Below are 26756 nucleotides of genomic sequence, written 5' to 3' on the forward strand. Positions count from 1 at the left end.
CCCCGCCGCTGCACCGGTATCCGCGGTGAGATCTGAGAGGTGTGAATTGTCGTCGGCATACGCACTCCCTGCGGAATGGCAGGGCCAGGCGCTGACCCCGTTGAATCCGGACACCGCGTTCAACGGCTATATCTGCGCACATGTGGTGCACGCGCTCGAACAGCTCGGAGTTTTCCAGCAGTTGGCAGCTGACCGGACGCTCGACATTTCCTCGTTCTGCGAGAAGAACGCACTGGACGGCGCCGTTTTCCGGTCGCTCGTCCAGGCCGCGGAATCGTTCGGGTACCTCGACGTCCACGGTGACCGGGTCCAGGCGACCACCGTCAGCGAGGACATCGCCCGGGCCCTTGGTTTCTTCACCTGGGGCGTCGGCGGCTACCACGACGTGTTCGCCAACGCGGCGCCCCTCGCCCGCGGCGACCGCCGGTTCGGCGTCGATCTGCACCGCGACGAGGCCATGGTCGCGCTCGGCTCCGCCCAGGCGGACACCGCGCTGATGCGCCACATCCTCGACGAGGAGATCGCCGGCATCGACTTCCGTACCCTGGTCGACCTCGGCGCGGGCGTCAGCGAGCGGGTCTCCCGACTGGTCAAGAACCGGCCCGGCAGCCGCGGGGTCGGCATCGACATCAGCCGGCCCGCCACCGAGCTGGCGCACCGGACGGTCGCCAAGTACGGCCTGGACGGCACCGTGCAGCCGGTCTGCGCGGACGTACTCGACATCCTCTTCAAGGAGCACGAGGTCGACGGCAGCGGCGCGGCCGACATCGTGATGAGCTTCATGTTCCTGCACGACCTGCTGGCCGATCCGAAGCGCCGCGAAGAGGTCATCCCCCGGCTGCGCAAGGCATTCCCGCAGGCGCACACCTTTCTGCTGGCCGACACCACGATCCGGCCGCGCAGCGAAGGCGAGGACTCCCGGCTGCCGGTCTTCTCCAGTGGTTTCGAACTCGCCCACGCGCTGATGGGCGTGCCCATCTACACCCGCGAGGAGTACGAGCAGCTCTTCCAGCGCGGCGGGATGCAGTTGCGCCGCACGGTGCCGTTCGGCGCTCCGCACACGTATCTGTTCGTCCTGGAGGCGGCGTGACGGTACAGGACCCGTCGACCGCTGCGAATGCGGAGATCATCACCGCACTGCCCATCCCCCTCGCGATCGCCGGGCATCACCGGCCCGCGCCCTTCTACGTCACCGCGGACATGTTCGGCGGGCTGCCGGTGCAGCTCGCCGGCGGCGAGCTCAGCAAGCTCGTGGGCCGGCCCGTCGCCGCTCCGCACACCCATGACGTCGACGAGCTCTACGTCCTGGTCTCACCCGAGCCCGGCCAGGCCCGTATCGAGGTCCAACTCGACGGCGTGCGCCACACGCTGGTCTCACCGGCGGTGATGCGGATACCGGCCGGCAGTGAGCACTGCTTCCTCACCCTGGAGGCAGCGGTGGGGAGTTACTGCTTCGGGATCCTGGTGGGAGATCATCTGTGAGTTCCCCGGACCGGCCGCCCCGGCGTCAGGACAGGAGCGTCCGTCCATGAGCGCTCCGGCCCGGCAAGCGGCCCAGACCTACAACACCAGTGTGCCGTCGGCGGATTCGCTGGTGCGGTTGCACCTCAGTGAGAGTCCGTTCGGCGCGAGCCCGGCTGCGGTCGTGGCAGTGACCGGGGAGCTGGACCGGATCAACCGCTATCCGTCGCCGGAGCGCGAGGGGCTCGTCCAACGCCTCAGCAGGTACTGGGAGGTGCCCGAGGAGCAGATCGCGGTGGCCAACGGCAGCGACGAGCTGGTGCTGGCGACCGCGCTCACCCTCGGCGACCTGGAGCGCCCCGGTCTCGTCACCGCCGGCACCTTCCCCGGCTACCCGGCGGCGCTGGAGCGCATCGGCCGGGGCGCCGTCCAGGTACCGCTCGACGGTCCCCGGATCGACTCCGCGGCGTTCGCGGAGCGGCTCCCCGAATGCGGAATCGGCTATGTGTGCAACCCGCACAACCCGTGCGGCACCGCGCTGCCGGGGTCTGCGCTCGACACGCTGGTCGCCGCGGCGCGCAGCAGCGGCACCCCGCTCGTTTTCGACGAGGCGTACCACGAGTTCTGCCCGCCGGACCAGCCGCAGGCCAGGAGCCGGCTGCGGGACGGCACCCCGGTGCTCGCCCTGCGCACCTTCTCCAAGGCCTACGGTCTCGCGGCCCTGCGGGTCGGCTATGCGCTCGGTCCCGCCGAGCTGATCGCCGAGGTGCGCCGGACGCTGACGGTGCTGCCGTTCAGCGTGAACCGTGCCGCGCAGGCCGCGGCGGTGGCGGCCCTCGCGGACCAGGAGTTCCTGGGCCGCGTCCGGCAGGAGAGCGCGGAGCGGCGCCGCTGGTTCTGCGCCGAGCTCGACCGCCGCGGGTACCGCTATCTGCCCTCGGTCACCAACTTCGTGGCTGTCACGGTCGCCGCATCCGGCAAGGCCCAGGACATCCTTGCCAGGGACCACGGCATCCTCGTGCGCGACACCGGGATGTTCGGCTTCCCCGGTCATCTGCGGGTCTCCCTCGGCACCGAGGAGGAGCTGCGGACGTTCCTCGACGCGCTCGACCAGGTCACCGCGGGCGCGCGGTAGCCGCGCCCCAGCATCCGATCCATCTTTGGAGGTCAACCGTGGTCAAGCCGATTCCGGACGGCTACGCCGAACTGACGGCGTATCTGTCCGTGGCCGACGCGGACGAGGCGATCGCCTTCTACACCCGGGCTTTCGGGGCGAAGGAACTACAGCGGTACACCGCGCCCAACGGCACGGTGCCGCACGCGCAGATCCAGATCGGCGGCACCGTCGTGATGCTGTCCGACGAGTCCCCCGCGGCCGGACTGCCCGGCCCCAGGGCCCTCGGCGGCACGCCGGTCACCCTGTACCTGTTCGTGCCGGACGTGGACGCCGCCTTCGACCGGGCCGTGCAGGCCGGGGCGGAGGAGAAGCGCCCGGTCGAGAACCATTTCTTCGGCGAACGGACCGGGCAGGTCGTCGACCCGTTCGGCCACCGCTGGACGCTCGCCACCCGTATCGAGGACGTGAGCCCGGAGGAGTTCGAACGCCGCGCGAACGCGTACGTCCAGGGCAGGAGCTGACACCCCACCCTCACCCCCACAGACTCCGGGCCTGCCGCATCCGCGCGGCAGGCCCGGAGTCGTCTGCCGCACCCCGCAGGCCCGGCAGCCGTGCAGTTCAGGTGGTGGCGAGCAGCAGTTCCTCGATGGTCGACGGCCGGAGGCCGTCGGTCCGGCCGGCGAAGTAGCGCGCGGCGAGATCGCCCGCGGAGACATGCTCGGCGTCCCGGAACCCGGCTTCCTTGGCCAGCGCCAGGATGTCGTCCGGGCCGAAGAAGCTGTGGAACGGCGTCCCGTCGGCGCGCGCGGCGCGCTCCACGCCTTCCCGGGCGGCCCGCTCCTCCGGGTCGACCAGGCCGGCCGGCTGCATGAACGTGATGGCCACGGCGGAACCCTCGGCGAGGGCCGCGGCCTTGCGGAGTGTGGCGGCCACCGCGTCCCTGGTGAGGTACATGGTGACCCCGGAGCAGGCCAGCACCGCCGGCCGGCCGGGGTCGAAGCCGTTCTCCGTCAGGCGCTGCCACCAGTCGTCGTCCGCCTCGAAGTCGACAGGGACCATGCGGAGCCCCTCGGGGATCCCGTAGCCCAGCTCGTTCAGCCGCGCCCGCTTCCACGCCTGCGTCTCCGGCTGGTCCACCTCGAAGACCCGCACTCCCCCGGCGCCCTCCGGCCGCCGCTGCGCGAAGGTGTCGAGCCCGGCGCCGAGGATGACGTACTGGTCGATGCCCCGGGCGGCCTGCTCGACGACCAGGTCCTCGGTGAACCGGGCCCGGGCCACGATGGATGCGCGCGCCCGGGCGCTGCGCACCGGGTCCATGTCCGGCCGGGACCGCCAGTCGCCGCCCGGCGCCACCAGCCGTGCGCCGAGTTCGTCCTCGAACACATGCGGCCCGGGATCGGCCTGGACGTGCAGAGCACGCCACAACGCGGTCCGAATCGCGGTCTTGTCCGCCGTCGCCGTCACTGGTGGTTCCTTTCCGTTGGGGCCCGTCCGGGCCTCATGGTCGCGAGCTCCCGGTTGCGGCCGGGAGTCAGTCCGTCATCACGCGGGTGTGGGGCCGGTGCCGCCGGTGCCGGCGGCAACCTCGGATGGCAGGTACTCCGACTCCAGCACCAGGTCCTTGACCCACGACTGGTATTCGACGTGGGTGTGGCGCTCACGGGTGCGCCACTCCGTGCCCTCCCGCTCGCGCAGATACGCGCGGTAGCGCGGCGCGCCGGGCACCTTCATGTTGTCGGCGAGCACGGTCGAGCCCGGGTGCAGCCACCGCTGGTCGAGGATGCGTTGCAGGTCCGGCAGATAGGCCCGGGCGATGTGGTCGACGAAGACGAAGTCCAGCCGGCCGGGGCCGAAGCCGTGCTCGCTGGTGAGGCGCTCGATGGTGCGGCCGTCGTCCCCGAGCGTGCCGTGCAGCACGCTGACCCGGTCGCCCAACCCGGCGTGCTTCCAGATGCGTTCGGCCACCGAGGCGTTCGCCGCGCTGAACTCGATCGAGCAGAGTCGGGCCTCCGGCGGCATCACCCGGGCCATCCGCAGCGCGCTGTACCCGCAGTACGTACCGAGCTCCAGCAGCAGCCGGGGCTTGACCCGCCGCACCGCGGCGTCCAGCAGCAGCCCCTTCTCGTCGCCGATGTTGATCAGCGAGGCCTGCTGGTAGGCGTACTTGTCGATCAGCCGGATCGCGTCGTCGACGTCCCCGGGGACCGCGTGCGAGAGCACATAGTCGGCGAGCGCCTCCTCCCGCCCGTCACCGACCTGACCCGTCCGGGTCAGGTGCCCCATCCGCATCAGCATTCGCAGCCGTTTCGCCATCACCGATCTCCGATCCGGGTCCGCTCATAGGGGTACATGCCATCAGCGGCGGTGCGGGACGTCGCCGCCCGCCGGGCCGGCGGCTCGGCGTCACCGCGCGAGGTCCGCAGGAATCCGCACCGCGCCGGTGGTGGGCATACGCGTCAAGGCAGCATCATCTGAAGGCTTTTGACGCTCCGTGATGTCAGCGCCGACGGATCTCCGCCGGGCGACGGCTCCGGGAACGCAGTGCGGTTCGGCAGTCGGAATTGTTCCAGGTGGGTCCGCTCACGGGGAACCCCCAGCGCAGCCAGGGCGTCGACCGCACCGGCCACGAACGGCTCCGGGCCGCACACAAACGCGTCGCGGTCGCGGAACGGTGCGGCCGGCGCCCGCAGTCCGGCGGCGTCCGGCAGCCCGTGCCGGGACTCCAGCCAGTGCCGGACGGTGAACCGGTCCGGATGGGCGGCGGCCAGTCCGGCCAGCTGCTTCCCGAAGATCACCGAACGCTCGTCGCGGTTGGCGTAGATCAGGGTGAGCCGGCCGGAACCGGCGGCCAGCACCGACTTGATGATCGACATCACCGGGGTGATACCGCTTCCGGCAGCCAGGAAGAGGAAGTCGCCGTCGAGCGAGGCAGGGGTGAACCGACCCTCCGGCGGCTGGACGTGCACCACACTGCCGACACGCACGCCGCTGAGCAGCCAGTCGGAGCCGCGGCCGGCCGGCGTCCGCTTGACCGTCACCATCAAGGGATCCGCGGTGTGCGGTGAACTCGACAGCGAATAGCAGCGGGGGACGGACCCGTGCTCGGCATCGGGAATGCGCACCGTGAGGAACTGCCCAGGCCGGTAATGGAATTCCCCGGCGAGGTCGTCGGGAACGTCGAACACCAGCGAGCGGGCGTCCTCCGTCTCGACGATCACGTCGGCCACCCGTAACGCGTGGAAACGCTGGTTCATCGCCGTGCTCCTTCGTGAAGTGCGACGAGAAAGTGCTGGCAACGCTACCGTGCACGCCCCTGGCCGCGTACGCGTGTCCGACCGGGGATTCCGCCCAGTCGGACACCCGGATTTCCCGCTCGGCGTTCGCTTTCCGCCCCGTCCGTCAGAGCCGGTTGACGGGCTGGGCCCCGACTCGCGCGGGCGTACGGCGAGCGCCGGGAAGCCGGGATTCCGCCGACCCGGCCGGATCGGAGTGCCGGACCAGCCGGGGCAGGTCGTACCGGCCGCTCTCCGGCGCGGGGTAGCGCGCTCCGGACGACAGCGGCCGGCTGAGGTGTTCCAGCACCCACTCGGAAGCGCAGGAATCGAAGACCAGCCCGCCCGCGCGCACCATCTCCACCCCGAGCACCAGGTCCTGCCAGCGGGCGCCGTTGAGCAGATAGCCGCGGGCCCCGGCGCGCATCGCGGAGAGCAGGGCCTCCCGTTCGTCGAGCGGGCTGATGATGAGCACGGCCGTGTCCGGGCAGGAGCCGGTGATCGGGGTGATCACCTCGGCGATGCTCTGCCCCGGCTGGACGATGTCCATCACTACAACCTGGGGGCGCAGGGTGTGCGCCATGGCCACCGCGTCCGAACCCGTTCCGGACTCACCGACGACGTGGAACGACTCCACCTCGTCGAGCAGCATCCGCAACCCGGATCGGTAGATCGGGTGGTCACCTGCGAGCAGCACGGTGGTGCGCGTGACACCAGGTGGATTACGCGTGACGCCAGGCGAATTCAACATCGCTGTCCTGATCACCATTCTCCCGCGAACTAGTCGGTCGACAGTTGCCTTGCTGCCCGCCGCCGGGGGATGCGTGAGGCCCGGCACTCGGGACCGGGAGACGGTCCCCGGCGGCGCAACGGGCTCCGCTACAGACGGCTCTTGCGGCCCGTGCCACGGAGGGCCGAGAGGATCGCCGCGAGGATCATGATCCCCATCATCGTGTAGAAGGCCGCCCTGAGGCCCTCGGCGAAGGCGACCGCCAGCCGGCCGTCCAGCTTGCTGGTGCCGACGAAGATGGCGAACGCCATGTTCCGCGGGATCGAGTGCGAAGCCACGAGCATGGCCGTGGTGAAGGAGAAGACCATGCCGATGCTGGAGAAGGTGCGCAGCACACCGGAGGCGATACCCAGCCGGTCGGGCGGGGCCGCCTTCATCACGGCGGTGCTGTTGGCCGGGAAGAAGAAGCTGCCCCCGATCATGATCACGAGGTTGCCGATGGCGGCCAGCCACAGGCTGCTCGTCGCGGTCATCTGAGCGAAGATCGCCATCGCGACGACCGAGATGCCGAGCCCGATGGTCGCGGGGACGACAGAGCCGAGCTTGTCGGTGAGCCGCCCGGAGTAGGGCCCCACCACCGCCCCGACCACATAGCCCGGGACCAGCAGCAGCGAGGCGTCGATCGGATCCATCCCGCGGGTGCCCTGGAGATACATGATGACCAGGAAGAGCACCGCGAAGCTGCCGACGCCCTGGAGCATCGAGGCCAGCAGCGAGGGTGCCATCGTCGGAATGCGGAACAGGGACAGATCGAGGGTCGGCTCCTTCTGCTTCAGTTCGACGAAGACGAAGGCCACCAGGAGCACGATGCCGCCGACCAAGTACCCGATCAGGGTCCCGTCGAGCGGATGGGACGCCAGTCCGGTCATCGCCCAGAGCACCCCGAAGAGGCCCAGGCCCAGCGTGATCATGCCGGCGAAGTCGAACTTCCGGCGCTGCCGCTCGCCGTGGTCGCGCAGCACCCGCTGAGCCAGCACCAGCGCGACGACGCCGATCGGCACGTTGATCCAGAAGATCCACTGCCACGACACATAGGTCACCACGACGCCGCCGAGCAGGACACCGAGGACCGAGCCGAACGAGAAGCCGAAGGCGTTGAAGCCGTAGGCGCGGCCGCGTTCCTGCGGCGGATAGAGCTCCGAGATGATCGCGCCGCTGTTGGCCGCGATCAGTGCGGCGCCGACGCCCTGGACGAGCCGGAAGCCGATGAGGCTCGGCGCGTTCCAGGCCACCGCGCAGAGCACCGAGCCGATGGTGAACACCAGGAAGCCGGCTTTGTACATGCGCACCCGGCCGAACATGTCACCGAACCGGCCCAGCTGTGTGGCGAGCACGGTGACCACGAGCAGGTAGCCGACGACCACCCACGTGACGGCGGCCAGGGTGATGTTCAGGTCCTCTTCGATCGCCGGCAGGGCGAGTACCACGATCGTGCCGTCGACCGCGGAGATGAGCACTCCGATCATCACGACGAACATGCCGAGACCACGCCGCGGCGGTGGGGACGGCGCCGAGGCGTCCGCCGCCCTGGTCGAGATCTTTTCGCTGACCATCGATAACCCCGCATCTCGTTTCGTGACTACTTCCCTAGATTGCTAGCATCCTCGCACAGAAGGGGCCACGCAACACAAGGTCGATAGTCGGCCATTTCCAGCGGTCCGCTTCCCGCGGTTTCCGCCGTTCCCGCCGTTCAGAAAATTCGCCAGCCCGTTCGAGAGCTTTCCGTTACGGATAAGCACCGATAAGGGGGAACCGCGCCGGTGGGCCGGGTTCGAAGCACAATGCTCGCAGCGCATTGCTCGCAGCCCATTGCTTGCAGCGCATTCAGCGAATGCCGCCGCCGTTTCGGCCCTTTTCAGGGGCCGGAAAAAGGGAACGCCCCCGACCTCAGAAGGAATCGGGGGCGTTCGGCGAGACGGGAGCGCGCCGCACGTCAGGGGATACCACCGGGAGCCGGCGGCCGGCGGCCGCTCCCGCCTCGCGACAGACCCGCTCAGCCCTTGAGCGGCGCTTCGATGCTCCATTCGCGCCCGTCCGGGTCGCGCACCACCATCCGCTGGGTGCCGTAGTGGGTCTCCTCGAACGGGGAGACCACCTCGACGATCGGGTCGGGCTTGAAGGTCTCCGCGTCCTCGACGCGGAGGACGAGCTGCACCTGCGGCTCACGGTCCTCGGGGATCTCACCGACGACGAAGTACGGCCCGTCGTCGTTCTTGAGCATCCCGGAGCCGTGCTCGGTCGCGAACTCGACCTTGTAGCCCAACGACTCCAGGAATTTGGCCGTCTTCCCCCAGCTGCGGGTCTCAACGTAGACGCCTTCGACACCACGGGTCGTCATATCAGAACTCCTCTCACGAAACGGTTCCGTCTTGATCCTGCCTCGGGCGCTCGTCGAGATAAGCACGCAGCGCCTCGGCAACCAGCGCCGACAATGACAGTTCGCGGTCGATGGCGTGATGCTTCACCTGCCGAATGAGCTCTACCGGCAAGTAGACGTTGAACTGCCTAACCTCCTCAGCAGTCATGCTAGCAATCTAGCAGCCAGGGAGCAGGTTGCCAACCACCGCGTGCGGGGTGGCGACGAGAGCCCTGACGACCGGGGGCAGGGGCCCTGACGACCGGGCGCCTCTCTCGCCGGCCCCGTACGTCCGCGCAGAGACCGGTTGAAATCGCCGCACCGACACGGGAGACTCCGGGTCGGCCGCGGTCGGCCCCGGAGCAGCGTTTCCCCCGCTGCCGAAGTCCGCGTGGTCCAATGTCCGCTCGGCACAAGCCCGTTGACACCCACGGGACACCGCACCCCGGGTTGCCGCGAGCCCTGCCGTGCCGGCCCCGGCTCCTTCCCCTTCACTCGGCTCGGGCCGCTCCGCGTGCCGGTGCGGCGCCGCCGCCGTGCAGCGGGCGCGCGTGACGCGCGCCCCGACCACCGCCGACAACCTTCGCTGACAGGCGCATTCGAGAGCACACAGCTGAACCGACTTCCGGCCCACAGGTCAAAAGGAGGCTTCCATGGGAGGCGGCAGGACTGGTCAGGCCGAGAACGTGGAAGGGGGCGGCGCGGGGATTGCGGAGCAGCGCGCCACGACGGACCTCGATGCGCTGGTGGGCCGTTGCCGCGAACGCGACGCCGCCGCGTGGGAACGCCTCGTCCGCCTCTGCAGCCCTGTGGTGTGGACGGTGGCGCGCTCGCACGGCCTCAGCCACGCGGACTCGGAGGACGTCTGCCAGTTCACCTGGCAGCGCCTGGTCGAGCACATCGGCAGCCTCAAGCAGCCCGGCCGGGTGGCCTCCTGGCTGGTGACCGTGGCCAAGCGGGAGGCCATCCAGCACTCCCGGCAGAGCCGCCGCACCCTGAGCGTGTCCGACCCGGCCGAACTGACCGTGGCCGCCGCGCTGACCTCCGCGTCGCCGGAGGAACAGGCGCTCGCCCGGGTCGACAGTGCCCGCCTACGGGCCGCCGTCCGGAGCCTGCCGGACGACCACAAGGTGCTGCTGGGGCTGCTCTTCGCGGAGCCCGCGCTCAGTTACGACGCCATCGCCGCGGCGTCCGGGATGGCCCGCGGCTCCATCGGGCCGACGCGCAGCCGCATTCTGGCGAGCATCCGCGCCACGTTGAAAGCGCAGGCGGATCCCGATTAGAGGCTGTCGGGCCGCCTGGCGGTCAGCCGCAGGACGGGCCGCGGGACGGCCGGGCCGGCCGTCCCGGAAAAAGAAAATCCGCCCCTCGTGTATCCAGCGGCGCTCCCGCCCCTCTGTTCAGGCAAGAACGCAGCGCCACCACGAGGGGCTGCTGCGGGGAGCGACACGGGAAGGGAGCCAGACACATGGCCGGCGCCACCATCTGGAGTTTGCTCGAACCGAGTGCGCTGCTGAACCCTCACCCCATCTACCGCGAATGGTACGAACGTTCGCCAGTGCTGTGGGACCCGGACATCGAAGCCTGGCTCATCACCGGCTACGACGAGGCGTTCACCGTGCTGCGTGACGCCGACCGGTTCTGCCAGGACTGGCGCCGGGTGGGGGTGGACACTCCGCCCTCCCTGCTCAGCCTCCAGACCCTCGACCCGCCCGAGCACACCCGCATCCGCCACCTGATGCTGGAGGGGTTCAGGACCGCGGGCCTCGACGGCGTCGAACAGCACACCCGGGCCAGGCTCGACGAGCTCCTCGCCGAGGCCGAGGGGGCCGCCGGCTTCGACTTCGTCACGAGGATCGCCGAACCACTCACCCTGTACGCCGTCACCGGGCTGCTCGGCGTCCCGGACATCGACCCCGCCTGGTTCGTCCCCCGCTCGCACACCATCGTCGACAGCATGGACTCCAGCCTGCGACCCGAGTGCTACGAGCCCGGAGTGGCGGCGCGCGCCGAACTCTCCGCGCTGGTCGGCGCATGGATCGACGCGCCGCTGCCCGAGGGCTTCACCGCCCACGTGGTGCGCCGCGCCAAGGAGGTCGGCGTCGAACGGGACATACTGCACAACTCGCTGCGTGTCGTGCTCCAGGCCGGGTTCCAGACCGCGAGCCGCTTCCTCACCACCGGACTGCACGCGCTGCTGCGCCTGCCGCCGGAGCAGCGCGGACCGGTCGACAACGATCTCGCCGTCAACGAACTCGTCCGCTACGCCGGCCCCGTGCACGTCGAGAGCCGCGCCTGCGTCGAGGACACCGTGCTCGGCGGCCGGCAGATCCGCAGGGGCCAGATCGTGTCCATGTTTCTCGGTGCCGCCAACCGGGACCCGAGGACGTTCGACGACTCCGCCACGGTGCGCTGGGACCGCACACCCAACCGCCATCTCGCCTTCGGCCGCGGACCGCACGCCTGCCTGGGCGCCCAGGTGGCCACCGTGATCGCCCGGACCGTGTTCGGCACCATCGGACACCGCTACCCCGGCGCGCGCCTCCTCGCCGAGCCGCGCCCCCGGCCCAACGTCACCGAGCACGGGATGTTCGAGCTCCATGTGGCGCTCTGAGCCCCGGCCGCATCACCCCGAGTCTCGTCACGGGACCTCGTCCTCCGAGCAGGTCCCGCGGCGATGTCCCTGCCGCTCGCACAGAGAGGAGACCATCATGCGTCACGCCCACTGACTCCACTGACGTCCGGGACGGCCCCGATGCCGGACCCGGACGGAAGCGACCGAGCACCGCTCGGCGCACCGCAACACCAGCACCAAGCACCACCCCCGAGCACAACCCGGGGAACACCTCGTGGGGCCCGGCGAACGGAGCCCCACGAGGCACCCCACGGACCCACCACAAGGGGCAGACACGTGGCCCGGACGCTACCGTCCACCCGGCGCACCACCGGAATGAGCGCGGTGCTGCGCGTCCCCGGTATGCCCGTCGTCCTCACCGCTCACGCGGTGTCCATGGCCGGCACCCTAGCCGCCGAAGTCGCCCTGTCCATCCTGATCTTCCAGCGCACCGGCTCCGCGTTCCTCTCCGCGCTGGTGCTGGTCTGCTCCTTCCTCCCCTACGCGGTCGGCGGCACCCTGCTGTCCTCCCTGGCCGACCGGTTCCCGCCCCGCCGCCTGCTGGTCTGCTGCGATCTGCTGAGCGCCGCCTGCATCGCCGCCATGCTCGTCCCGGGCCTGCCGGTTCTCGCACTGCTCGGGCTGCTCCTCGTCACCGGGTTCGTCGCCCCGCTCTTCCAAGGGGCCCGCGCGGCCAGCCTCTCCCATCTGCTCGACGCCGACCTCTTCCCGGTCGGCCGCTCGCTGCTGCGCACCATCAGCCAGACCGCCGTGGTCTCCGGCTTCGCCCTCGGCAGCGTCCTGGTCGCCGCCGTCGGCCCGCTGTGGCTGCTGGCAAGCGACGCGGCAAGCTTCCTGCTGTCCGCCGCACTCATCGGCTGGGGCACCCGGGCCACCCCGGCCGCCGACCCCGACGGGGAACGCACCCTCCGTACCGTCGTCCGCGCCTCAGCCGACGGGCTGCGCCACCTGTGCGGCAACCCACCACTGCGCCGCCTCATCCTGCTGACCTGGGCCGTCCCAGGATTCTCCGCGGTGGGCGACGGGCTCGCCGTCGCCTACACCGCCCAGGCACACGCACCGGTCAGCACGGCCGGCGTCCTCTTCACCGGCTACGCGGTCGGCACGGTACTCGGCGAACTGCTCGTCGCCCGGCTGCGCCCCGAAACCCGCGGCCGTCTCGTCCTGCCTCTCGTACTGCTCTCCCAACTCCCCTTGCTCGTCTTCGTGTTCACTCCGCCCCTCCCCCTCGCCGGAGCCCTTCTGCTGCTCTCCGGCGCCGGGTTCGCCTGCAACCAGGGCATCGACCCACTGATCCTCAGAGAGAGCGAACCGGCCCTGCGCGGAAGGCTGTTCACCGTCCAGACGAGTGGGCTGATGACGGTCCAGGGGGTGGTCATCGCGGTGTCCGGGGCGCTGGGATCCCACGCCCGTCCGGGGCTCGTCATCGCCGCCTTCGGCGCGCTCGGCGCGTGCACCGTCCTCTGGCTGGCATTGCACAGCCCGGTGACCGAATAGGGGGGATCTCCCCCTGTCACGCGGAAATACGTGGCGGAAATGAATGGGATAGCGCGAACAACCGCGCACAGAACGGCAATTCACCGACTCCATGAGTTACCCGGCAGGGCACCCCACGTTATGCTCGGACCATGCGATTCGGCTTAATGGCAAGCAATCCACTTGAATGGCTGCTGGTCAAGTTCAATTTGATCGCGCGGCCCGTCCTCGACACCCAGGTAGCGGGCACGTACGTCCACGTCATCATGGCGGCCGTCAAGGTCGGCCTGTTCGACGCACTGGCCGACGGCCCCGCCACCGCCGAAAAGATCGCGGCCGGCTGCGGCACCCACCCCGACAGCACCGCGAAACTACTGCCCGCGCTGGCGGCGTCGGGATATCTGCGCGCCAGGGGCGATCAGTACGAGTTGAGCCCGCTGTCCCGCAAATGGCTGGTCACCACGAGCCCGCACGCGGTGAACGACAAGCTGCTGCTGCAGTTCTACGAGCTGGGGCTGATGCAGCGGGCCGACGAGTACCTGCGCAGCGGGAAGCCGCTGGACTTCCATACAGGTATGAGCGATGACGTGTGGGACTCCTACCAGCGCGGCATGAAGTGCCTGACGACAGGTCAGACCGATCTGGTGGCCAAGGCCATTCCGGTCCCCGAAGGGGCCACCGACATGCTCGACATCGGCGGTTCGCACGGGGCCTACTCGGTCGCGCTGTGCCGCCGCCACCCGTCGCTGAGCGCCGTCGTCCTCGACCTGCCCGACGCGGTGCGGCACGCCGCGCCGCTGCTGGCCGAGGAGGGGATGGGCGACCGGGTACGGCACCGTGCCGGGAACGCACTGACCGACGATTTCGGCGAGGAGTGCTACGACGCGGTAGTGATCATCGGTGTGGCGCACCACTTCAGCGACGAACAGAACCGCGAACTCGCCGCCAAGGTGGCCCGGGCGCTGCGACCCAACGGGGTCTACACGATCGCCGAGTTCCCCGCCGCCAGCGGCGGGGGAAAGACCCAGCAGCTGGCCGCGCTGCGGGACTTCTACTTCGCGCTGGCCAGCGAGTCCGGCACCTGGTCGCCTTCGCAGATGGCCTCCTGGCAGCGCGCCGCCGGCCTCCGGCCCGCCAAGACGGTACGGCTGGCCGCCGGCGGCGGCCTCAACGTCCAGTCGGGCCGCAAACCCCGGTGACATGACAGTTCCTGGCCCGGTCTCCACACGAACGGAGACCGGGCCAGGAACATGTCGCGGGGTGGGGATATTTCCCGGCCGGACAGGGGAATTCATCCCGTACTGCCGGAAGACGGCATGTCGAAAGAGCCGTCGGAACAGTGGCCAGCAGCCAGTTCCATTTATGCATGGCGCAGTTGACGGCCGTCGGGACAGAAGGGCTGAAGAAAAGCCCGGCTGTCCGACTGGGGAATCTTCCCAGCCCATCGGTGACTGCCGGGAAACGGGGGCGGAACGGCCGGACCGGGGGTGGCGGCCCGGCCGCTCGATCAGAGGTCGGAGGCCAGCGTTCCGCCGCGGCCCCAATGGTCCGTCTCGACATCGTTGATGATCACGGTGACGGCGACCTCGGGACACTTCGCGATCCGGGCGACCGTTTCCGTGACCTCTTCGACGAGCTGACGGCGTTCGGCCGCTCCGACGCCCTTCCACCAGTTCACTTGTACCAGGGGCATTGCTGCTTCCTCTCTGTTCGGTCCCGCTGTCCTCGCGGCTGCCGGCGCCATTGCCGACCGCCGCACCTGTCGGCGTCGCGGACGGTCCGCCCCGCCAAGATGTATGTGCCGGACCCCGGCCCTGATTCACCCGAAGGACCCCGGTCCCTACGCCTCCACCGCCTGCCGCTGCCGCTGCTCCACCGCGGCCGCGAAGTTCTGCCATATCCGGCCGCACTCCCGGGCCAACTGCGCGATGTCGGAAGCCCGGTGGGCGGGCAGATCCCCGCTGATCCGGGCCCAGTCGTCCGGGTCCAGTGCGTACAGGTCCAGCAGGCGCAGCAGGATGCGCCCCGATTCGGAGAACCGCAGTGAGGGATCGCTGCGCAGGCTGCGCACCAGCATGGACCGGTCCGCCGGACCGGACGGCTGGATCCGTACGCAGGCGCTGGTCCGCTTGGGCGCCTCCTGCCGCTCGTGGTCCGCGTCCGGCACGCTCCGGGGTTCGGGCGCCGTCAGGGTCTCGGCACGGCGCGAGTCGTCCCGCACGTTCCGCACGGTGTCCGGGCTGACCCCGGCCTCCCTCGCGATTTCGCGCAGCGAAGCGCCCTGCCGGTCAGCGAGCAGGCTGCTCACCCTGGCCCGGGCAGCGGCACCGTTGACCGGCCGCAGTCTGCCGTCCCTGCCGCGGCGATGGGTGACCGGCTCGGAGTCCTTGCTGAAACGCCGGCGGATCGACCCCACCGTCTTGTGCGAGAGCCCCACGACCGCGGCGACCGCACGGTCGGACCACTCCGGGTAGGCGCCGAGGATCCGCTCGGTGGCCGCCGTCCGTTCGGCCCGCGACAGCGGCAGCCCGTGCGTCGCGTTCTTCTCGACGGCGAGTACGAACGCCTCGTCGTTGTCGCATTCGCAGAAGTCGACGTCGATGGACTCCTGGCCACGCAGTTTCGCCGCCAGGAGGCGATGGGCGCCGTCGACGACGCGCATCGTGCAGCGGTTGACGAGGATGGGCGGCAGCGCGGCATCGGAGTTCGCCAGCAGACGGGCATGCTCGTCGTTGAGTCCGGACAGGCGAGGGGAATCAGGCTGCAAGATGTCGGTGAGCGGCAGCCGGGTCAGGGCCGCCGAGGGCACGGACTCTCCACCATCACTCTTCTCGACCGCGCCGACAACGGGCTGAGCGTTCACATTGAGGCCTTCCTGCTCGAAGCGACCGGCGCTGCTGATGCAGCTGGTCCTGCGGACTTCCTGACTCGGTGAGCGGTGCTGCGCCTGCTGAATCTCCTTACCTCCGCTGTCGGTTCGCCCGGTGCGCTCCCTCCGCGGGAGCCGGATGCGCCGGCGCACGCCGGTGCCAGTGGGCGACGAGCGGCCTGATCGTCACCGACCTTCCCAGCACGCTGCCAGGTGAGTTGTCCTATCGCCATGAGTCAGATATCCCGACCCCTCCCGGGTCCTATGGGATTCATGGCGGGCCCGGAGTTCCCACGCCGCCCGGGCCAGATGACTCACGACACCGCGGCGCCACGCCCGGTTCGATGGCCACCGTGCCTACCGGACAGGAGGTAGCGGAATGTGCCGTATCTACGGCTCTTTCAACTCAGTTGTGCCGTCGGACGACCTGGCCCGAGTCAGCGAGCTGCAACGTCACGGCGGCCCCGACTCGCAGGGCTGCTCGACCGGCCCCACCTGGGCGCTGGGCAGCAACCGGCTCGCCGTCATGGATCCCGCCGGCGGACGCCAGCCCTACCGCTCCGCGTCCGGGGCCGTCCACGTCGTCCTCAACGGCGAGATCTACAACCACGCCGAACTGCGCAGCCGGCTGGGCGCGTTCGGCCACCGGTTCACCGACCACTGCGACGGTTCGGTCCTTCCGGCGCTCTACGAGCGGTACGGGGACGCGTTCGTCGACCACATCGACGGCATGTACGCCATCGCCGTCCTGGACCTGCGCGCCGAACCGCGGCTGGTGCTGGCCACCGACCACCTGGGCATGAAGCCCCTCTTCTACCACTGGGACGAGCGCCGGAGCGCGCTGTACTTCTCGTCCGAGATCCCGGCACTCCTCGCGTTCCCGCACGTGTCCACCAGCATCTGGACGCCGGGCCTCGATTCCTACCTCGCGACCAGGACGCCGTTCGGCGAACAGACGATGTTCCGGGATGTCGCGGTGCTGCCGCCTGCCGTCACGGCGGTCTTCGACCGCGCGGGAGGGCTGCGCGTCCACCGCCGCCCGTCGCCCGGTCCTGTGGCAGGCCACCGGCCCGGCGACCTGCGCGCGCTCCTGCACCGGGAGGTCGACGGGCTGCTGGAGGCGGACGTGCCGGTCGCGTCGATCACCTCCGGGGGCCTGGACTCCAGCCTGGTGACCACCCTCGCCACCGGCAAGGCGCCGGGGCTGCACACGTTCAACATGGCCTACACCGGCTCATGGCCCGACGACGAGCGGCACTTCGCGCGCCAGGTCTCCGACCACGCAGGGACCCGGTACCACCAGGTCGAGCTGGATCCCGATGAGTTGCCCGAGCTGCTGCCGCGCGTCGTGTGGCACCTGGGCCAGCCCAACGCCGATCCGATCACGGTGAGCAGCTACGCCCTGTTCGCCGCGGTGCGGGAGGCCGGTTTCACCGTGGCGCTGACCGGAGACGGCGCGGACGAGGTGTTCGGCGGGTACCGGCGTATGCGGGCTGCGGCGGAAGCCGCCGAGATGGGCAAGGACTGGTACGAGGCGTATCTCGACGAGTTGGCCGTCCTGCCCGCCGCGCAGCGCAAGCGGCTCTACACCGCGGACTACGCCGCCGCTGTCGGCTCCGCGCCCCCGCTGCCCGAGCCGGCGACCGACGCGCTGCGGTCCGGGCCCGGCACCGTACTCGACCGGATCACCGCGTTCGAGATCGGCTACCGGCTCCCTGCGTACCACCTCCGGCGGGTCGACCACCTCAGCATGGCCAGCGCCGTCGAGGTCCGGCTGCCGTTCTGCCAGCAGAACGTCGTCCGGCACGCGGTGCGGCTGCCCGACCGGGACCGTATCCACGGCGGGGCGGTCAAGCGCGCCCTGTACGCCGCCGCGCGCGGCCTCCTCCCCGATGCCGTAATGGCCCGCGAGAAGCAGCCGTTCACCCTGCCGATCGCGGCCATGCTGACGCCCGGCCTGCGGCTCTGGGACTACGCCAGGGATCTGCTGGCCACCGACCGGTTACGGCAGGCCGGCCAACTCGACCCCCGCGCGGTGGACCGGCTCTTCGCGGACCAGGCCGCCCGACCGGGCAACACCACCGCCGTCGCCCTGTGGGCCCTGCTGGTCCACGAGATCTGGCGCGAGCAGTTCAACGTCGCGCCGCCCGTCTCACCGCCCCGGGAACCCAAGGTCGTGGCGTCATGATCGGGCACGTCGTCTACGCGCACGGGAGCCCGTGCCCCACCCTCGTCCTCGACGCGCGCCGTCTGCCGCGCACCGACGACGCGCTGCTCGACCGACTCGCCGTGGCCCGGAAGTGGCTCGACGACATCGGCGCCGGGCACATCCTGAAGTTCGCGCTGGTCGAGCCCGCCGAGCACCCGCTGTTCGACCTGGACTACCGGTTCGTACAGGCGCTGCCGGCCGGGCCGGGCGCGTTCGACCTGCGCGGCTCGTGCGGGCACTCCATCCTCGCGTCCATCGTCGCCGGTGCCGAGTCGGGGTCGCTGCCCCGGCTGAGCCCGGGTCTGCGGGTGCGCGTCATGGTCCGCAACAACGGCGACCACATCGTGTGCGAGATCACCGAGGCCGGCCGGGATTCGGCGCTGTTCGACATCCACTTCGTCCAGCCGGCGCCGAAACCGCTCAGCGAACTGCTGCTGGCCGGCGCGGCCACCACGACGGTCGAGGTGGACGGCAGGCCGATACCGGTCTCGCTGGTGTCCATGGGCAATCCGTACGCCTTCGTGGCGGCCTCCACCCTGGGGCTGTCCCGCACGGAGGACCTGTTCGCCGATGACCAGGGGATGTTCGACCGGCTGGTGCGGATCAGGCGGGCGACCGCCGCCCTGCTCGGCTGGCCCGCCGACGGCGCCTTCCCCAAGGTGGCCGTGGTCATGGCCGCGGAGAGCGGCCGGCTCGCCGTCCGCGCGATCTCGGTGCCCACCTGGCACCCGACCATCGCGCTGACCGGGGCCGCCTGCCTCGCCGCGGCCGTCCGGATCGAGGGCACCGTGCCCTGGGTCGCCGCGCAGCAGGCAGGCGTGCCCGACGGCGCGGTCGACATCGTCACCTCCGGTGGAAGCTCGCGCGTCACCTCCACGGTGCGCGACGGCGCCGACGAGCCGGAACTCACCTGGATCACGGTCCGCGGCAAGCGCACCACCACTCTCGGTTCGTTTCCGATCGAGCCCCTCGCCGGCCTCCAGTCGAAGGAGATCACCGCATGTCTGTCGCTCTACAGGTGATCGACCCCGAAGGCGCGCTGCCGGCCGCTCTCGTCGAGCGCCTCGACGCATCGGCGGCACGCAGCGCGTGCAACGGCAGGCCCGACGAGACGCTCCTGGCCGAGCTGGACCAGACCGGCCTGCTCGGCATCGCCGTCCCCTCCGCGTACGGCGGGGCCGGCGGGGACGCCACGCTGACCAATCACGTCGTCGCCCAGGTGGCCCGGGTCAACCCGTCCGCCGCGATCATGCTGTTCCAGCACTACGCCGTCAGCGCGCGCATCGCCGAATGGGGCGACGCGGCACAGCAGGCCCGGTTGCTGCCCGCACTGGCCAAAGGCGATCTGCTCGCCGCGTCCGGGTGGAGCGAACCCGGCGCGGGCGCGGCCAAGAAGCGCCTGAACACCACCGCGGTCCGGCTGCCGGACGGCCGCTGGCGGCTCAACGGCGCCAAGTCCTTCACCACCAGCGCCGGCGTGGCGGGGCTCTACCTCATCCTCGCGCGGACCTCCGACAGCGTGGCCGAGCCGAGCGGCGGCTACGGCTCGGCCGGCCAGACGTTCTTCCTCGTACCGGCCGGCATCGAAGGGGTACGCCCCGACCAGAGCCTCGACCTGATCGGTATGCGCGGCTCGGCGACCGGGTTTGTGTCACTGCACGACTGCGTCGTCGGCGACGAGGACCGGCTCGGCCCGGTCGGTGAGGCCACCCGCCTCATCGCCGGGGTCCGCCGGACCGGGGCGACGCTGGGCGCGGTCTCCCTCGGCATCGCGTCGGCGCTGCTGGACCTCGCGGTCGAACAGATACACCGCCGTTCGCAACCACCCGACGCGGTCACCCGCTTCCGGCTCGTCGACCTGGCCACCCGGATCGAGGCGACGCGCGCCGTCATCGACCGGTCCGGACGGCGGGACGCGGCCGATCCGGGCCTGGCCACCCTCCACAGCAAGCTGTTCGCCTCGGAGACGGCCGAGCAGGTGGGCGTCGAGGTGGCGCGCCTGCTGGGTTCCGCGGGGTACGTGGTCACCAACGGCATCAACCGGCTGATGGCCGATGCCCGCGCGGTCGCCCACATGGGCCCCACCAACGACCTGTGCCGGGAGCTGGTGAGCGCCACATGGCTCGGGTGAACGTGCAGCTCGCGGTGGTCAACGGGCGTCTGGTGACCCCGTCCGGCGTTCGCCCGGGCGTGGTGCTCGTCGCGGACGGACGGATCCTCCGGATCGCCGACTCCGCGCCCGACCACGTCCCCGTCCTGGACGCGGCGGGCCGGTATGTGCTCCCCGGGCTGATCGACTCGCACGTCCACTTCCGCACCCCCGGTCTGGAGCACAAGGAGGACTGGGAACACGGCAGCCGCGCCGCGGTCGCCGGTGGCGTGACCACCGTCATGGATATGCCGAACACGGTGCCCCCGGCCCTCCGTCCGGACGCGGTGGTCGCCAAGGCACAGCAGATCGCCGGCCGTTCACTGGTCGACTTCGCCTTCCACATCGGCGCGGACCCGCTGCACCCGGAGGTCCTGGCCGGCCTCGATCCGGCGATCGCCCGCAGCGCCAAGGTGTTCATGGCCGGGCACCACACCGCGCCCACGGTCTTCAGCGATCCCGCTGCCCTCGACACGGTGTTCGCCACCGCGGCCGCCTCCGGTGTGCGGCTCGTCCTGCACGCGGAGGACCAGCGGCTGCACGACCTGCTGGATGCCTGGCGAGGCGGTCCCCCCAGCTCCTACCGGGATTACGAGCGGTGGCGGCCTCGCAGCAGTCCCATCTCGGCGGTCGTCCGGGTGCTGGAACTGGTCCGGCGCCACGGCACCATGGCGCACATCCTGCATCTGTCGAGCGCGGAGGAAGCCGACCTGGTAGCGGCGGCCGCCGCCGACGGACTCCCGGTCACCTTCGAACTCACCGCCCACCACCTCTCGTTCACCGACGCCGACACGGTGCGGGGCGGCGCGCGGACCCGGCTGGCCCCGGCGATCCGCGGTCCGCACGACCAGGACCGGCTGTGGGCGGCCCTGCGGGCGGGAGAAGTGGCCACGCTGGGCAGCGACCACGCGCCGCACACCAAGGCCGAGAAGGAGCTCCCGGTCGCCGACGCGCCGCCGGGGCTGCCCGGTGTGCAGGAGCTGGCGACCGCGGTGTGGACCGGGATGCGGCGGCGCTGGCCCGACGAGGACCAGGACACCGCTGTCCGCCGGCTGGTGCGCCACCTGGGGGAAGTGCCCGCCGATCTGTTCGGGCTGACCGGCAAGGGACAGCTGGTCGCCGGGGCCGACGGCGACCTGGTGGTCTTCGACCCGGACCGCCGCTGGATGCTGTCCGCGCCGGACATCGCATCCAAGTGCGGCTGGTCCGCCTACGAGGGCTGGACGTTCACCGGCCAGGTGCAGGTGACGGTCAAGTCCGGGCAGATCGTCTACGACCGGGAGCGGGACATGTTCGGTGCCCCGGTGGGGCGTTGGCTGTCGCCGCTCGACCGACAGAAGGGACGCACCGGCAATGGCTGAACAGTCCGTGGTCATCGCGGGCGGCGGTATCGGCGGCCTCGCCCTCGGTATCGCACTCCGCCGCGGGGGCATACCCGTGACGGTCATCGAACGGACCGCGGCCCTGCGGGACGCGGGCGCGGGCCTCGTGCTGTACCCGAACGCGCTGCACGCACTGGCGGAGATCGACACCTCGCTCGCCTCGGCGGTGCGGGCCGCCGGGCACGTCCCGGAGGCGGACGAGGTCCGCCCGATCGTCAACACCCGCGGCGTGGTCGTCACCACCGACCGGGTGGGCGAACTGGCCCGGAAGTTCGGCGCGCCACAAGTATCGCTGCTGCGCACGGCGTTGCAGTCCCTGCTGCTGCGGTACGCCTGCGAAGCCGGAGTGCGGATGCGGCGCGGGACCAGCGTGACCGGCTGCACCGACCTGGGTGACAGGGTCGAGGTCGGTCTGTCCGACGGGAACACGGCGACGGCGGCGGCCCTCATCGGCGCGGACGGGCTGCATTCCGTGGTGCGGCGGTACCTGCTCGGTGTGGAGCCTCCCCGCTACTGCGGATACACGACCCTGCGAGGCCGCTCCCCCGCACCGGCGTTGTTCCCGCACGGGTTCATCGTGACCGCGGACGGCATCGGCGTCTTCGCCGCCCCGACCGGCTCCGGACGGCTGTACTGGACGGCGAAGGTGGCCGCACTGGCCGGCGTCTGGCCCGCCAAGTCCCCGGAGGAGGCATGGGCCGATCTTCTGACCCTGCTCAGCGGTTGGCACCCGGCGCTCGTGGACGTGGTGCGGTGCACCGATCCCGACGCGCCGGTCGTGGTCACCGACATCAACGACCGGGAACCCGTCGCCGACTGGAGCCGGGGCCGGGTCAGCCTCCTCGGCGACGCCGCGCACCCGATGTCACCGGGTGCCGGGCAGGGGGCGGGCATGGCGCTGGAGGACGCGGCCGTACTGGGCGGACTGCTGTCCCGCACCGCGAACATCCCTGATGCCCTGAGGAGTTACGTCAGACACCGGGCGCCGCGGACCGCCGTCGTCGTCAACCAGTCACGCCACCGCGATCACGTCGTACGCGACGAGCGGGGCGAGTTCAGCACGCATGACACAGAACTGACCGATCTGTTCGGCTGGCGCGCGGATTTCGGCCAAGCCACTGAGTGACGCAGCGACCGCACCGGACCGGCACGGACACGTACCGGACGAATGAAGGGTGGACCGTTATGGCATCGGACACGACTCACTGGAACAACGTCAAGATCGACTACGACAAGGTACTCAGCACCGACGCGTCCAATGTGGCCTTGCTGTCCGCGGCCGTGGACCAACTGCCGTCGGACACCGCCGACATCCTGGACATCGGCTCGGGCACCGGGCGGCTCACCTCGCTGTGCCGCACAGCGCTGCCCAAGGCCAGGATCGTCGGGGTCGACCCCGCCCCGGCCATGGTCGAGGAGGCGGTGGCCAAGTTCGCCGCCGACCCGCTGGCCTCCTTCCAGGACGGAGTGGCCGAGGACCTGTCGGCCTTCCCCGACGAGAGCTTCGATGTGGCCATCAGCAGCTTCGCGCTGCACCACCTCGAACTCGACACCTACCCGAAGGCCGCGGCGGAGCTGCTGCGCGTGCTGCGCCCGGGGGGCGTGTTCATCAACGCCGACCAGTTCTGCCGGGTGATGGGGCCGGCCGGCAGCAAACCGCGGGCCACCGACGTCCTGGAGCTGCTGACCGACAAGGCCAAGTACTACATGCGGGAGGCGAGCTTCGAACGCATGCTGCTCCAGCTCGATCTGCTGCCCCGGTTCCTGCGGGAGGACGGGGAAATCCTCACCACACCGGAGTTCTGGCGCGACTGTCTCCTCGACGCGGGCTTCGACCGGGCCGAGATCGTCGCGACCGAACCCGAGGAGCTGTACAACCGGGTGATCGTGGCGCGGAAGGCACCCCGCGCGGATTCCTGACGGGCCGGCCGCGGTGGTGGGTGTCACCGGTGGACCCCCACCACCACGTCGCCGTCCGGTTCAGTGGCCGAGACCGGCCTGTCTGGCCCGGACTGCGGCTTCGGCACGGTCGACCAGGCGGAGCTTGGCGAATATTCGCGACAAGTAGTTGCGCACTGTCTTGATGGACAGGCCGAGCTGATGGGCGATCGCCGCCGTACCCAGGCCGTCGGCGACGAGTTCCAGCACTTCCAGTTCCCGGTCGGTCAACTCGGGGAAAGGCTTGACCACCCTCGCGGGCTGGGCCAGATGCTCGGTGACCCACTCCGACGTGCTGGAGTCGAAGACCAGGCCGCCGGACTGGACGATCCTGATGGCCAGCACGAGATTTTGAGGGGGTGCGCCCCGGGACAGATAGCCACGTACGCCTGCTCGCATGGCGGCGAGGAAAGTCTCCCGGTCATGGGCGATGCTCACGATCAGCACGGCCGTATCCGGGCAGTGTCGCGCAATGGAGGTGATCATTTCGACAGTGGCGGCGCTCGACGGGGCCACGTGCAACAGCACCACGTCCGGGCGTAAGCGGTGAATTGCGGCCACCGTATCGGGCCCCGTGTCGACATCCTCGACCACTTCCAGTGCGTCGACACCGTCGAGCAGACTTCTCAGACTCGCTCTGTATACCGGTCGGTCTCCCGCGATCAGTACGGCGACTGAATCCGTGCGAGCAGACTTCATAGCCACTTGATCGAACACGTCAATCCCCCTGATGACAGCTCAGATAGCAGCCATCACAGTACCAAAGCAGGTTGCGCAGCACCGCTGATAAATACAACACAATCGAACATGATATTTCGGGCACTCAAAGACCTTGTCAAAAAAAGCACTTGCCTTCGAACTCGGACTTCCTGAACACCCCTTCATAAATCCCCCCGCAGTCATCCGCCACAACGACAGGAGCGGCGCACCCCCGAGCGGATTCCTCAGGTCACACCCGGCCCGGCCCCGCCTGTCGGGCGCCCGGCAGCTCACCCACCCGCCCTCCTTCCAAAAAAGGAGCCACACCATGCCGTACCTGGATAAATCAGCCGGGCACACGGGGCAGCACATCCGCCGAAACCGTCAGCCTGTCGCCACTCCAGGGGTAGCCTTCTCATATTCCAAAGTCCTATAGAACTTGGGAGTGGTGAATGTGACGTCCCAATCTCGAACTCCGGCTTTATCCCCAGCGGCACTGGACGAACCCGCGTCGCGGGGGCGGCTGTGGTGGCTGCTGGCCGCGCTGGTCGTGGTTTCCCTGAATCTGCGGGCCCCGATCTCGGCGGTATCCGCACTCCTGACCCCCATCGCGTCCGAGCTGGGCCTGTCCGGCCTGAGCCGGACAGGTCTGACCGTGCTGCCCACGGTCTGTCTCGCCCTGTTCGCCTTCGCCGGGCCCGCGCTGGTCCGCCGGATGGGCGAGGAACGCCTGGTGGCGACCGGCCTGGTCGTGCTGCTCGTCGGCAACCTGGTCCGTACGGTGCGGAGCGAGGCCGGGCTCTTCCTCGGCACACTGCTGGCGGTCGCCGCGATCGGGGCGATCAATGGCACCATCCCCGGCCTGATCAAGCGGAGGTTCAGCAGCCGGCTCGCGCCGGTGATGACGCTCTACACGATCGTCCTGACGCTGGGCGCGGCAGGCGCCTCCGCGCTCGCCCCCCGGCTGAGCGGCGGCGGGGGTACGCACTGGCTGGCCTCGCTCGCCTGGATCACCGTCCCGGTGGCGGTCGTCGCCTGCGTGGCCTGGCTGCCCGTCCTGCGGCAGCGCACTGTGGCCGCCGGGCGGGCCCGGATCCCCGCCGCGCTGTGGCGGGACGGGCTGGCCTGGCAGGTCACCGCCTTCTTCGGATTCATGGGCCTGTCCTTCTACTTCGTCCTCGGCTGGCTTCCCACGATCTGCCACCAGCGGGGCATGACGCTCGCCGAGGGCGGTCTTGTGCAGGCGGTCACCTCCCTGATCCAGGTGGCCGGCTCGCTCGCGGTTCCGGTACTGATCCGGCGGCTGCCCGACCAGCGGGGCATCGCAGTCGTCGTCGCCGTGCTCAACGCCGGCGGGCTGATCGCGCTGGTGCTGGCGCCGGTCTCCGCCGGCGCGTGGATCGCCGCGGTACTGCTCGGCCTGTCCCAGGGGGCCGGGTTCGCACTGGGGCTGACCTTCATCGGGCTGCGCGCCAAGGACGCGGACACAGCCGTCGGCCTCTCGGGCATGGCCCAGGGCGTCGGCTACCTCATCGCCATCCTGGGACCACTGATCGGCGGGATGCTGATCACCGCCTCCGCCGGCCTCCCGGCAGCGCTCGTCCTGCTGCTGGTCGTCACGGTCGGCGAACTGATCGCCGGCCTGGGCGCCGGGCGCAACCGTCACGTCCTCGAACCAGCCGAGCCCCGCTCCGGCGCCACCCGATAGGTCTGTCATGTCCGAGCTGAACACACAGAAGCTGAGCGCCCCGATCTACACCGAGCTGGCCCGGGTCGGCAAGGTGCTGGCCAGCCCCGTCCGGCTCCGTCTGCTCGACCTGCTCGACGGGCGCGAACGCACCGTCGAGCAGCTCTCCCAGGAGTCCGGCATCCCGTTCAAGAACACCTCGGCCCAGTTGCAGCAGCTCCGTTCGGCCCATCTGGTCAGCAACCGGAAGGACGGCACCCGCGTCCTGTACCGCCTGGCCGACGACGAAGTGGCCCGGTTCATCGGCGTGTTCCAGGAGTTCGCCGAACGGCGCCTGGCCGACCTGCGCGACGTCATCAACGACCAGCTCGGCGACCTGAGCGAGCTGGAGCCGGTGACCGTGGACGAGCTGACCAGCCGGGTCGGCGGCGGGGCGCTGGTCGTCGACGTCCGCCCGAGCGACGACTACGCGATGGGGCACGTGCCCGGCGCCTTCTCCCTCCCGTCCGACCAGTTGCTGAGCAGACTCGGCGAACTACCGGACGACGCCGAGATCATCGCCTACTGCCACGGGCCCTTCTGCGTGACCTCGGCCGCATGCGTCCAGCTGCTCCGGGAGCAGAACCGCAACGCACGTCACCTCGTGGGTGGCTTCACCCGCTGGCACCGCACCGGACACCCCGTACACACCGAGACCAGACCGTAGGGCCGAGCCG

General features: G+C 70.3%; 26 protein-coding genes. 16 read left to right on the plus strand and 10 right to left on the minus strand.

All coding sequences use genetic code 11. The features are described 5' to 3' along the window. Positions 1-46 precede the first annotated feature (46 nt). From OG385_RS09235 to OG385_RS09250, 4 genes are read left to right on the plus strand one after another with little or no spacing between them, the layout of a single operon-like run. Positions 47-1090 (plus strand): cyclopropane-fatty-acyl-phospholipid synthase family protein, encoded by a 1044-nt coding sequence (locus OG385_RS09235; protein ID WP_266853549.1) that lies wholly within the window; start codon positions 47-49, stop codon positions 1088-1090. Next, positions 1087-1482 carry a cupin domain-containing protein gene (locus OG385_RS09240; RefSeq protein WP_266853551.1) on the plus strand — a complete coding sequence of 132 codons (396 nt, stop codon included), beginning with the start codon at positions 1087-1089 and terminating at the stop codon, positions 1480-1482. Before OG385_RS09235 ends, OG385_RS09240 begins: the two co-directional genes overlap by 4 nt. Before the next feature lie 46 nt (positions 1483-1528). Continuing rightward, entirely contained in the window at positions 1529-2596 is a 1068-nt protein-coding gene (locus OG385_RS09245) for a histidinol-phosphate transaminase (RefSeq protein ID WP_266853552.1), read from the plus strand. 38 nt (positions 2597-2634) lie between these two features. Continuing rightward, positions 2635-3099 carry a VOC family protein gene (locus OG385_RS09250; RefSeq protein WP_266853554.1) on the plus strand — a complete coding sequence of 155 codons (465 nt, stop codon included), beginning with the start codon at positions 2635-2637 and terminating at the stop codon, positions 3097-3099. A 97-nt stretch (positions 3100-3196) separates the two neighbouring features. Here the strand turns inward: OG385_RS09250 and OG385_RS09255 are convergent, their stop codons facing one another. The 7 genes from OG385_RS09255 to OG385_RS09285 all read right to left on the minus strand — a co-directional run bounded on the left by OG385_RS09255 (position 3197) and on the right by OG385_RS09285 (position 9165). Next, a complete protein-coding gene (locus OG385_RS09255) occupies positions 3197-4042 on the minus strand; it encodes a class I SAM-dependent methyltransferase (protein WP_266853556.1) in 846 nt (281 codons plus the stop codon). A 78-nt stretch (positions 4043-4120) separates the two neighbouring features. Continuing rightward, positions 4121-4891 (minus strand): O-methyltransferase, encoded by a 771-nt coding sequence (locus tag OG385_RS09260; RefSeq protein ID WP_266853558.1) that lies wholly within the window; start codon positions 4889-4891, stop codon positions 4121-4123. Positions 4892-5034: 143 nt separating this feature from the next. Beyond that, complete coding sequence (locus OG385_RS09265; RefSeq protein ID WP_266853560.1) at positions 5035-5832, minus strand: FAD-binding oxidoreductase; 798 nt, start codon at positions 5830-5832, stop codon at positions 5035-5037. Positions 5833-5977: 145 nt separating this feature from the next. Beyond that, entirely contained in the window at positions 5978-6601 is a 624-nt protein-coding gene (locus OG385_RS09270) for a response regulator transcription factor (RefSeq protein WP_266853561.1), read from the minus strand. Positions 6602-6729: 128 nt separating this feature from the next. After that, the gene (locus OG385_RS09275) at positions 6730-8193 is read right to left on the minus strand and encodes an MFS transporter (protein ID WP_266853563.1); all 1464 of its coding nucleotides are present in this window, start codon (positions 8191-8193) and stop codon (positions 6730-6732) included. 440 nt (positions 8194-8633) lie between these two features. After that, the gene (locus OG385_RS09280; RefSeq protein ID WP_266853565.1) at positions 8634-8978 is read right to left on the minus strand and encodes a VOC family protein; all 345 of its coding nucleotides are present in this window, start codon (positions 8976-8978) and stop codon (positions 8634-8636) included. A gap of 13 nt (positions 8979-8991) precedes the next feature. Next, positions 8992-9165 carry a CopG family transcriptional regulator gene (locus tag OG385_RS09285; RefSeq protein ID WP_266853566.1) on the minus strand — a complete coding sequence of 58 codons (174 nt, stop codon included), beginning with the start codon at positions 9163-9165 and terminating at the stop codon, positions 8992-8994. 484 nt (positions 9166-9649) lie between these two features. On the opposite strand from OG385_RS09285, the gene OG385_RS09290 reads away from it, so the two are divergent. The 4 genes from OG385_RS09290 to OG385_RS09305 all read left to right on the plus strand — a co-directional run bounded on the left by OG385_RS09290 (position 9650) and on the right by OG385_RS09305 (position 14306). Next, positions 9650-10279 (plus strand): RNA polymerase sigma factor, encoded by a 630-nt coding sequence (locus tag OG385_RS09290; protein ID WP_266853567.1) that lies wholly within the window; start codon positions 9650-9652, stop codon positions 10277-10279. A 185-nt stretch (positions 10280-10464) separates the two neighbouring features. After that, the gene (locus OG385_RS09295; RefSeq protein ID WP_266853569.1) at positions 10465-11610 is read left to right on the plus strand and encodes a cytochrome P450; all 1146 of its coding nucleotides are present in this window, start codon (positions 10465-10467) and stop codon (positions 11608-11610) included. Between the two features lie 297 nt (positions 11611-11907). Continuing rightward, positions 11908-13128: an MFS transporter gene (locus tag OG385_RS09300; RefSeq protein ID WP_266853571.1), complete on the plus strand. Its 1221-nt coding sequence runs from the start codon at positions 11908-11910 to the stop codon at positions 13126-13128. A gap of 146 nt (positions 13129-13274) precedes the next feature. Next, the gene (locus tag OG385_RS09305) at positions 13275-14306 is read left to right on the plus strand and encodes a class I SAM-dependent methyltransferase (RefSeq protein WP_266853573.1); all 1032 of its coding nucleotides are present in this window, start codon (positions 13275-13277) and stop codon (positions 14304-14306) included. A gap of 308 nt (positions 14307-14614) precedes the next feature. Here the strand turns inward: OG385_RS09305 and OG385_RS09310 are convergent, their stop codons facing one another. Next, positions 14615-14800: a tautomerase family protein gene (locus OG385_RS09310; protein WP_266853575.1), complete on the minus strand. Its 186-nt coding sequence runs from the start codon at positions 14798-14800 to the stop codon at positions 14615-14617. A 147-nt stretch (positions 14801-14947) separates the two neighbouring features. Continuing rightward, positions 14948-15970 (minus strand): ParB N-terminal domain-containing protein, encoded by a 1023-nt coding sequence (locus OG385_RS09315; RefSeq protein WP_266853577.1) that lies wholly within the window; start codon positions 15968-15970, stop codon positions 14948-14950. Positions 15971-16355: 385 nt separating this feature from the next. Here OG385_RS09315 and asnB point away from each other — a divergent pair, with 385 nt between their 5' ends. The 6 genes from asnB to OG385_RS09345 are packed head-to-tail and all read left to right on the plus strand — an operon-like array spanning position 16356 to position 23636. Then, positions 16356-18164, plus strand: coding sequence for an asparagine synthase (glutamine-hydrolyzing) (asnB, locus tag OG385_RS09320; protein ID WP_266853579.1), 1809 nt, complete (start codon positions 16356-16358; stop codon positions 18162-18164). Further along, positions 18161-19207, plus strand: a complete 1047-nt coding sequence (locus OG385_RS09325) for a PrpF domain-containing protein (protein WP_266853580.1) — start codon at positions 18161-18163, stop codon at positions 19205-19207. The genes asnB and OG385_RS09325 overlap by 4 nt, the downstream gene beginning before the upstream one ends. Next, on the plus strand, positions 19186-20316 hold the full coding sequence (locus OG385_RS09330; RefSeq protein WP_266853582.1) for an acyl-CoA dehydrogenase family protein: 1131 nt from the start codon (positions 19186-19188) through the stop codon (positions 20314-20316). Before OG385_RS09325 ends, OG385_RS09330 begins: the two co-directional genes overlap by 22 nt. Next, entirely contained in the window at positions 20304-21695 is a 1392-nt protein-coding gene (locus OG385_RS09335) for a dihydroorotase family protein (RefSeq protein WP_266853584.1), read from the plus strand. The genes OG385_RS09330 and OG385_RS09335 overlap by 13 nt, the downstream gene beginning before the upstream one ends. Further along, complete coding sequence (locus tag OG385_RS09340; RefSeq protein ID WP_266853586.1) at positions 21688-22842, plus strand: FAD-dependent oxidoreductase; 1155 nt, start codon at positions 21688-21690, stop codon at positions 22840-22842. The genes OG385_RS09335 and OG385_RS09340 overlap by 8 nt, the downstream gene beginning before the upstream one ends. A 59-nt stretch (positions 22843-22901) precedes the next feature. Further along, complete coding sequence (locus tag OG385_RS09345) at positions 22902-23636, plus strand: class I SAM-dependent methyltransferase (protein ID WP_266853588.1); 735 nt, start codon at positions 22902-22904, stop codon at positions 23634-23636. A gap of 60 nt (positions 23637-23696) precedes the next feature. Here OG385_RS09345 and OG385_RS09350 read toward each other — a convergent pair whose 3' ends face one another. Further along, the gene (locus OG385_RS09350; protein ID WP_266853590.1) at positions 23697-24371 is read right to left on the minus strand and encodes a response regulator transcription factor; all 675 of its coding nucleotides are present in this window, start codon (positions 24369-24371) and stop codon (positions 23697-23699) included. A gap of 436 nt (positions 24372-24807) precedes the next feature. Here OG385_RS09350 and OG385_RS09355 point away from each other — a divergent pair, with 436 nt between their 5' ends. Both OG385_RS09355 and OG385_RS09360 read left to right on the plus strand, forming a co-directional pair. Then, positions 24808-26061 (plus strand): MFS transporter, encoded by a 1254-nt coding sequence (locus OG385_RS09355; RefSeq protein ID WP_266853592.1) that lies wholly within the window; start codon positions 24808-24810, stop codon positions 26059-26061. A gap of 7 nt (positions 26062-26068) precedes the next feature. Further along, complete coding sequence (locus tag OG385_RS09360; protein WP_266853594.1) at positions 26069-26746, plus strand: ArsR family transcriptional regulator; 678 nt, start codon at positions 26069-26071, stop codon at positions 26744-26746. Positions 26747-26756: the final 10 nt, after the last annotated feature.

This window comes from Streptomyces sp. NBC_01306 (genome assembly GCF_026340465.1).
In the GTDB taxonomy this organism is placed as follows: domain Bacteria; phylum Actinomycetota; class Actinomycetes; order Streptomycetales; family Streptomycetaceae; genus Streptomyces.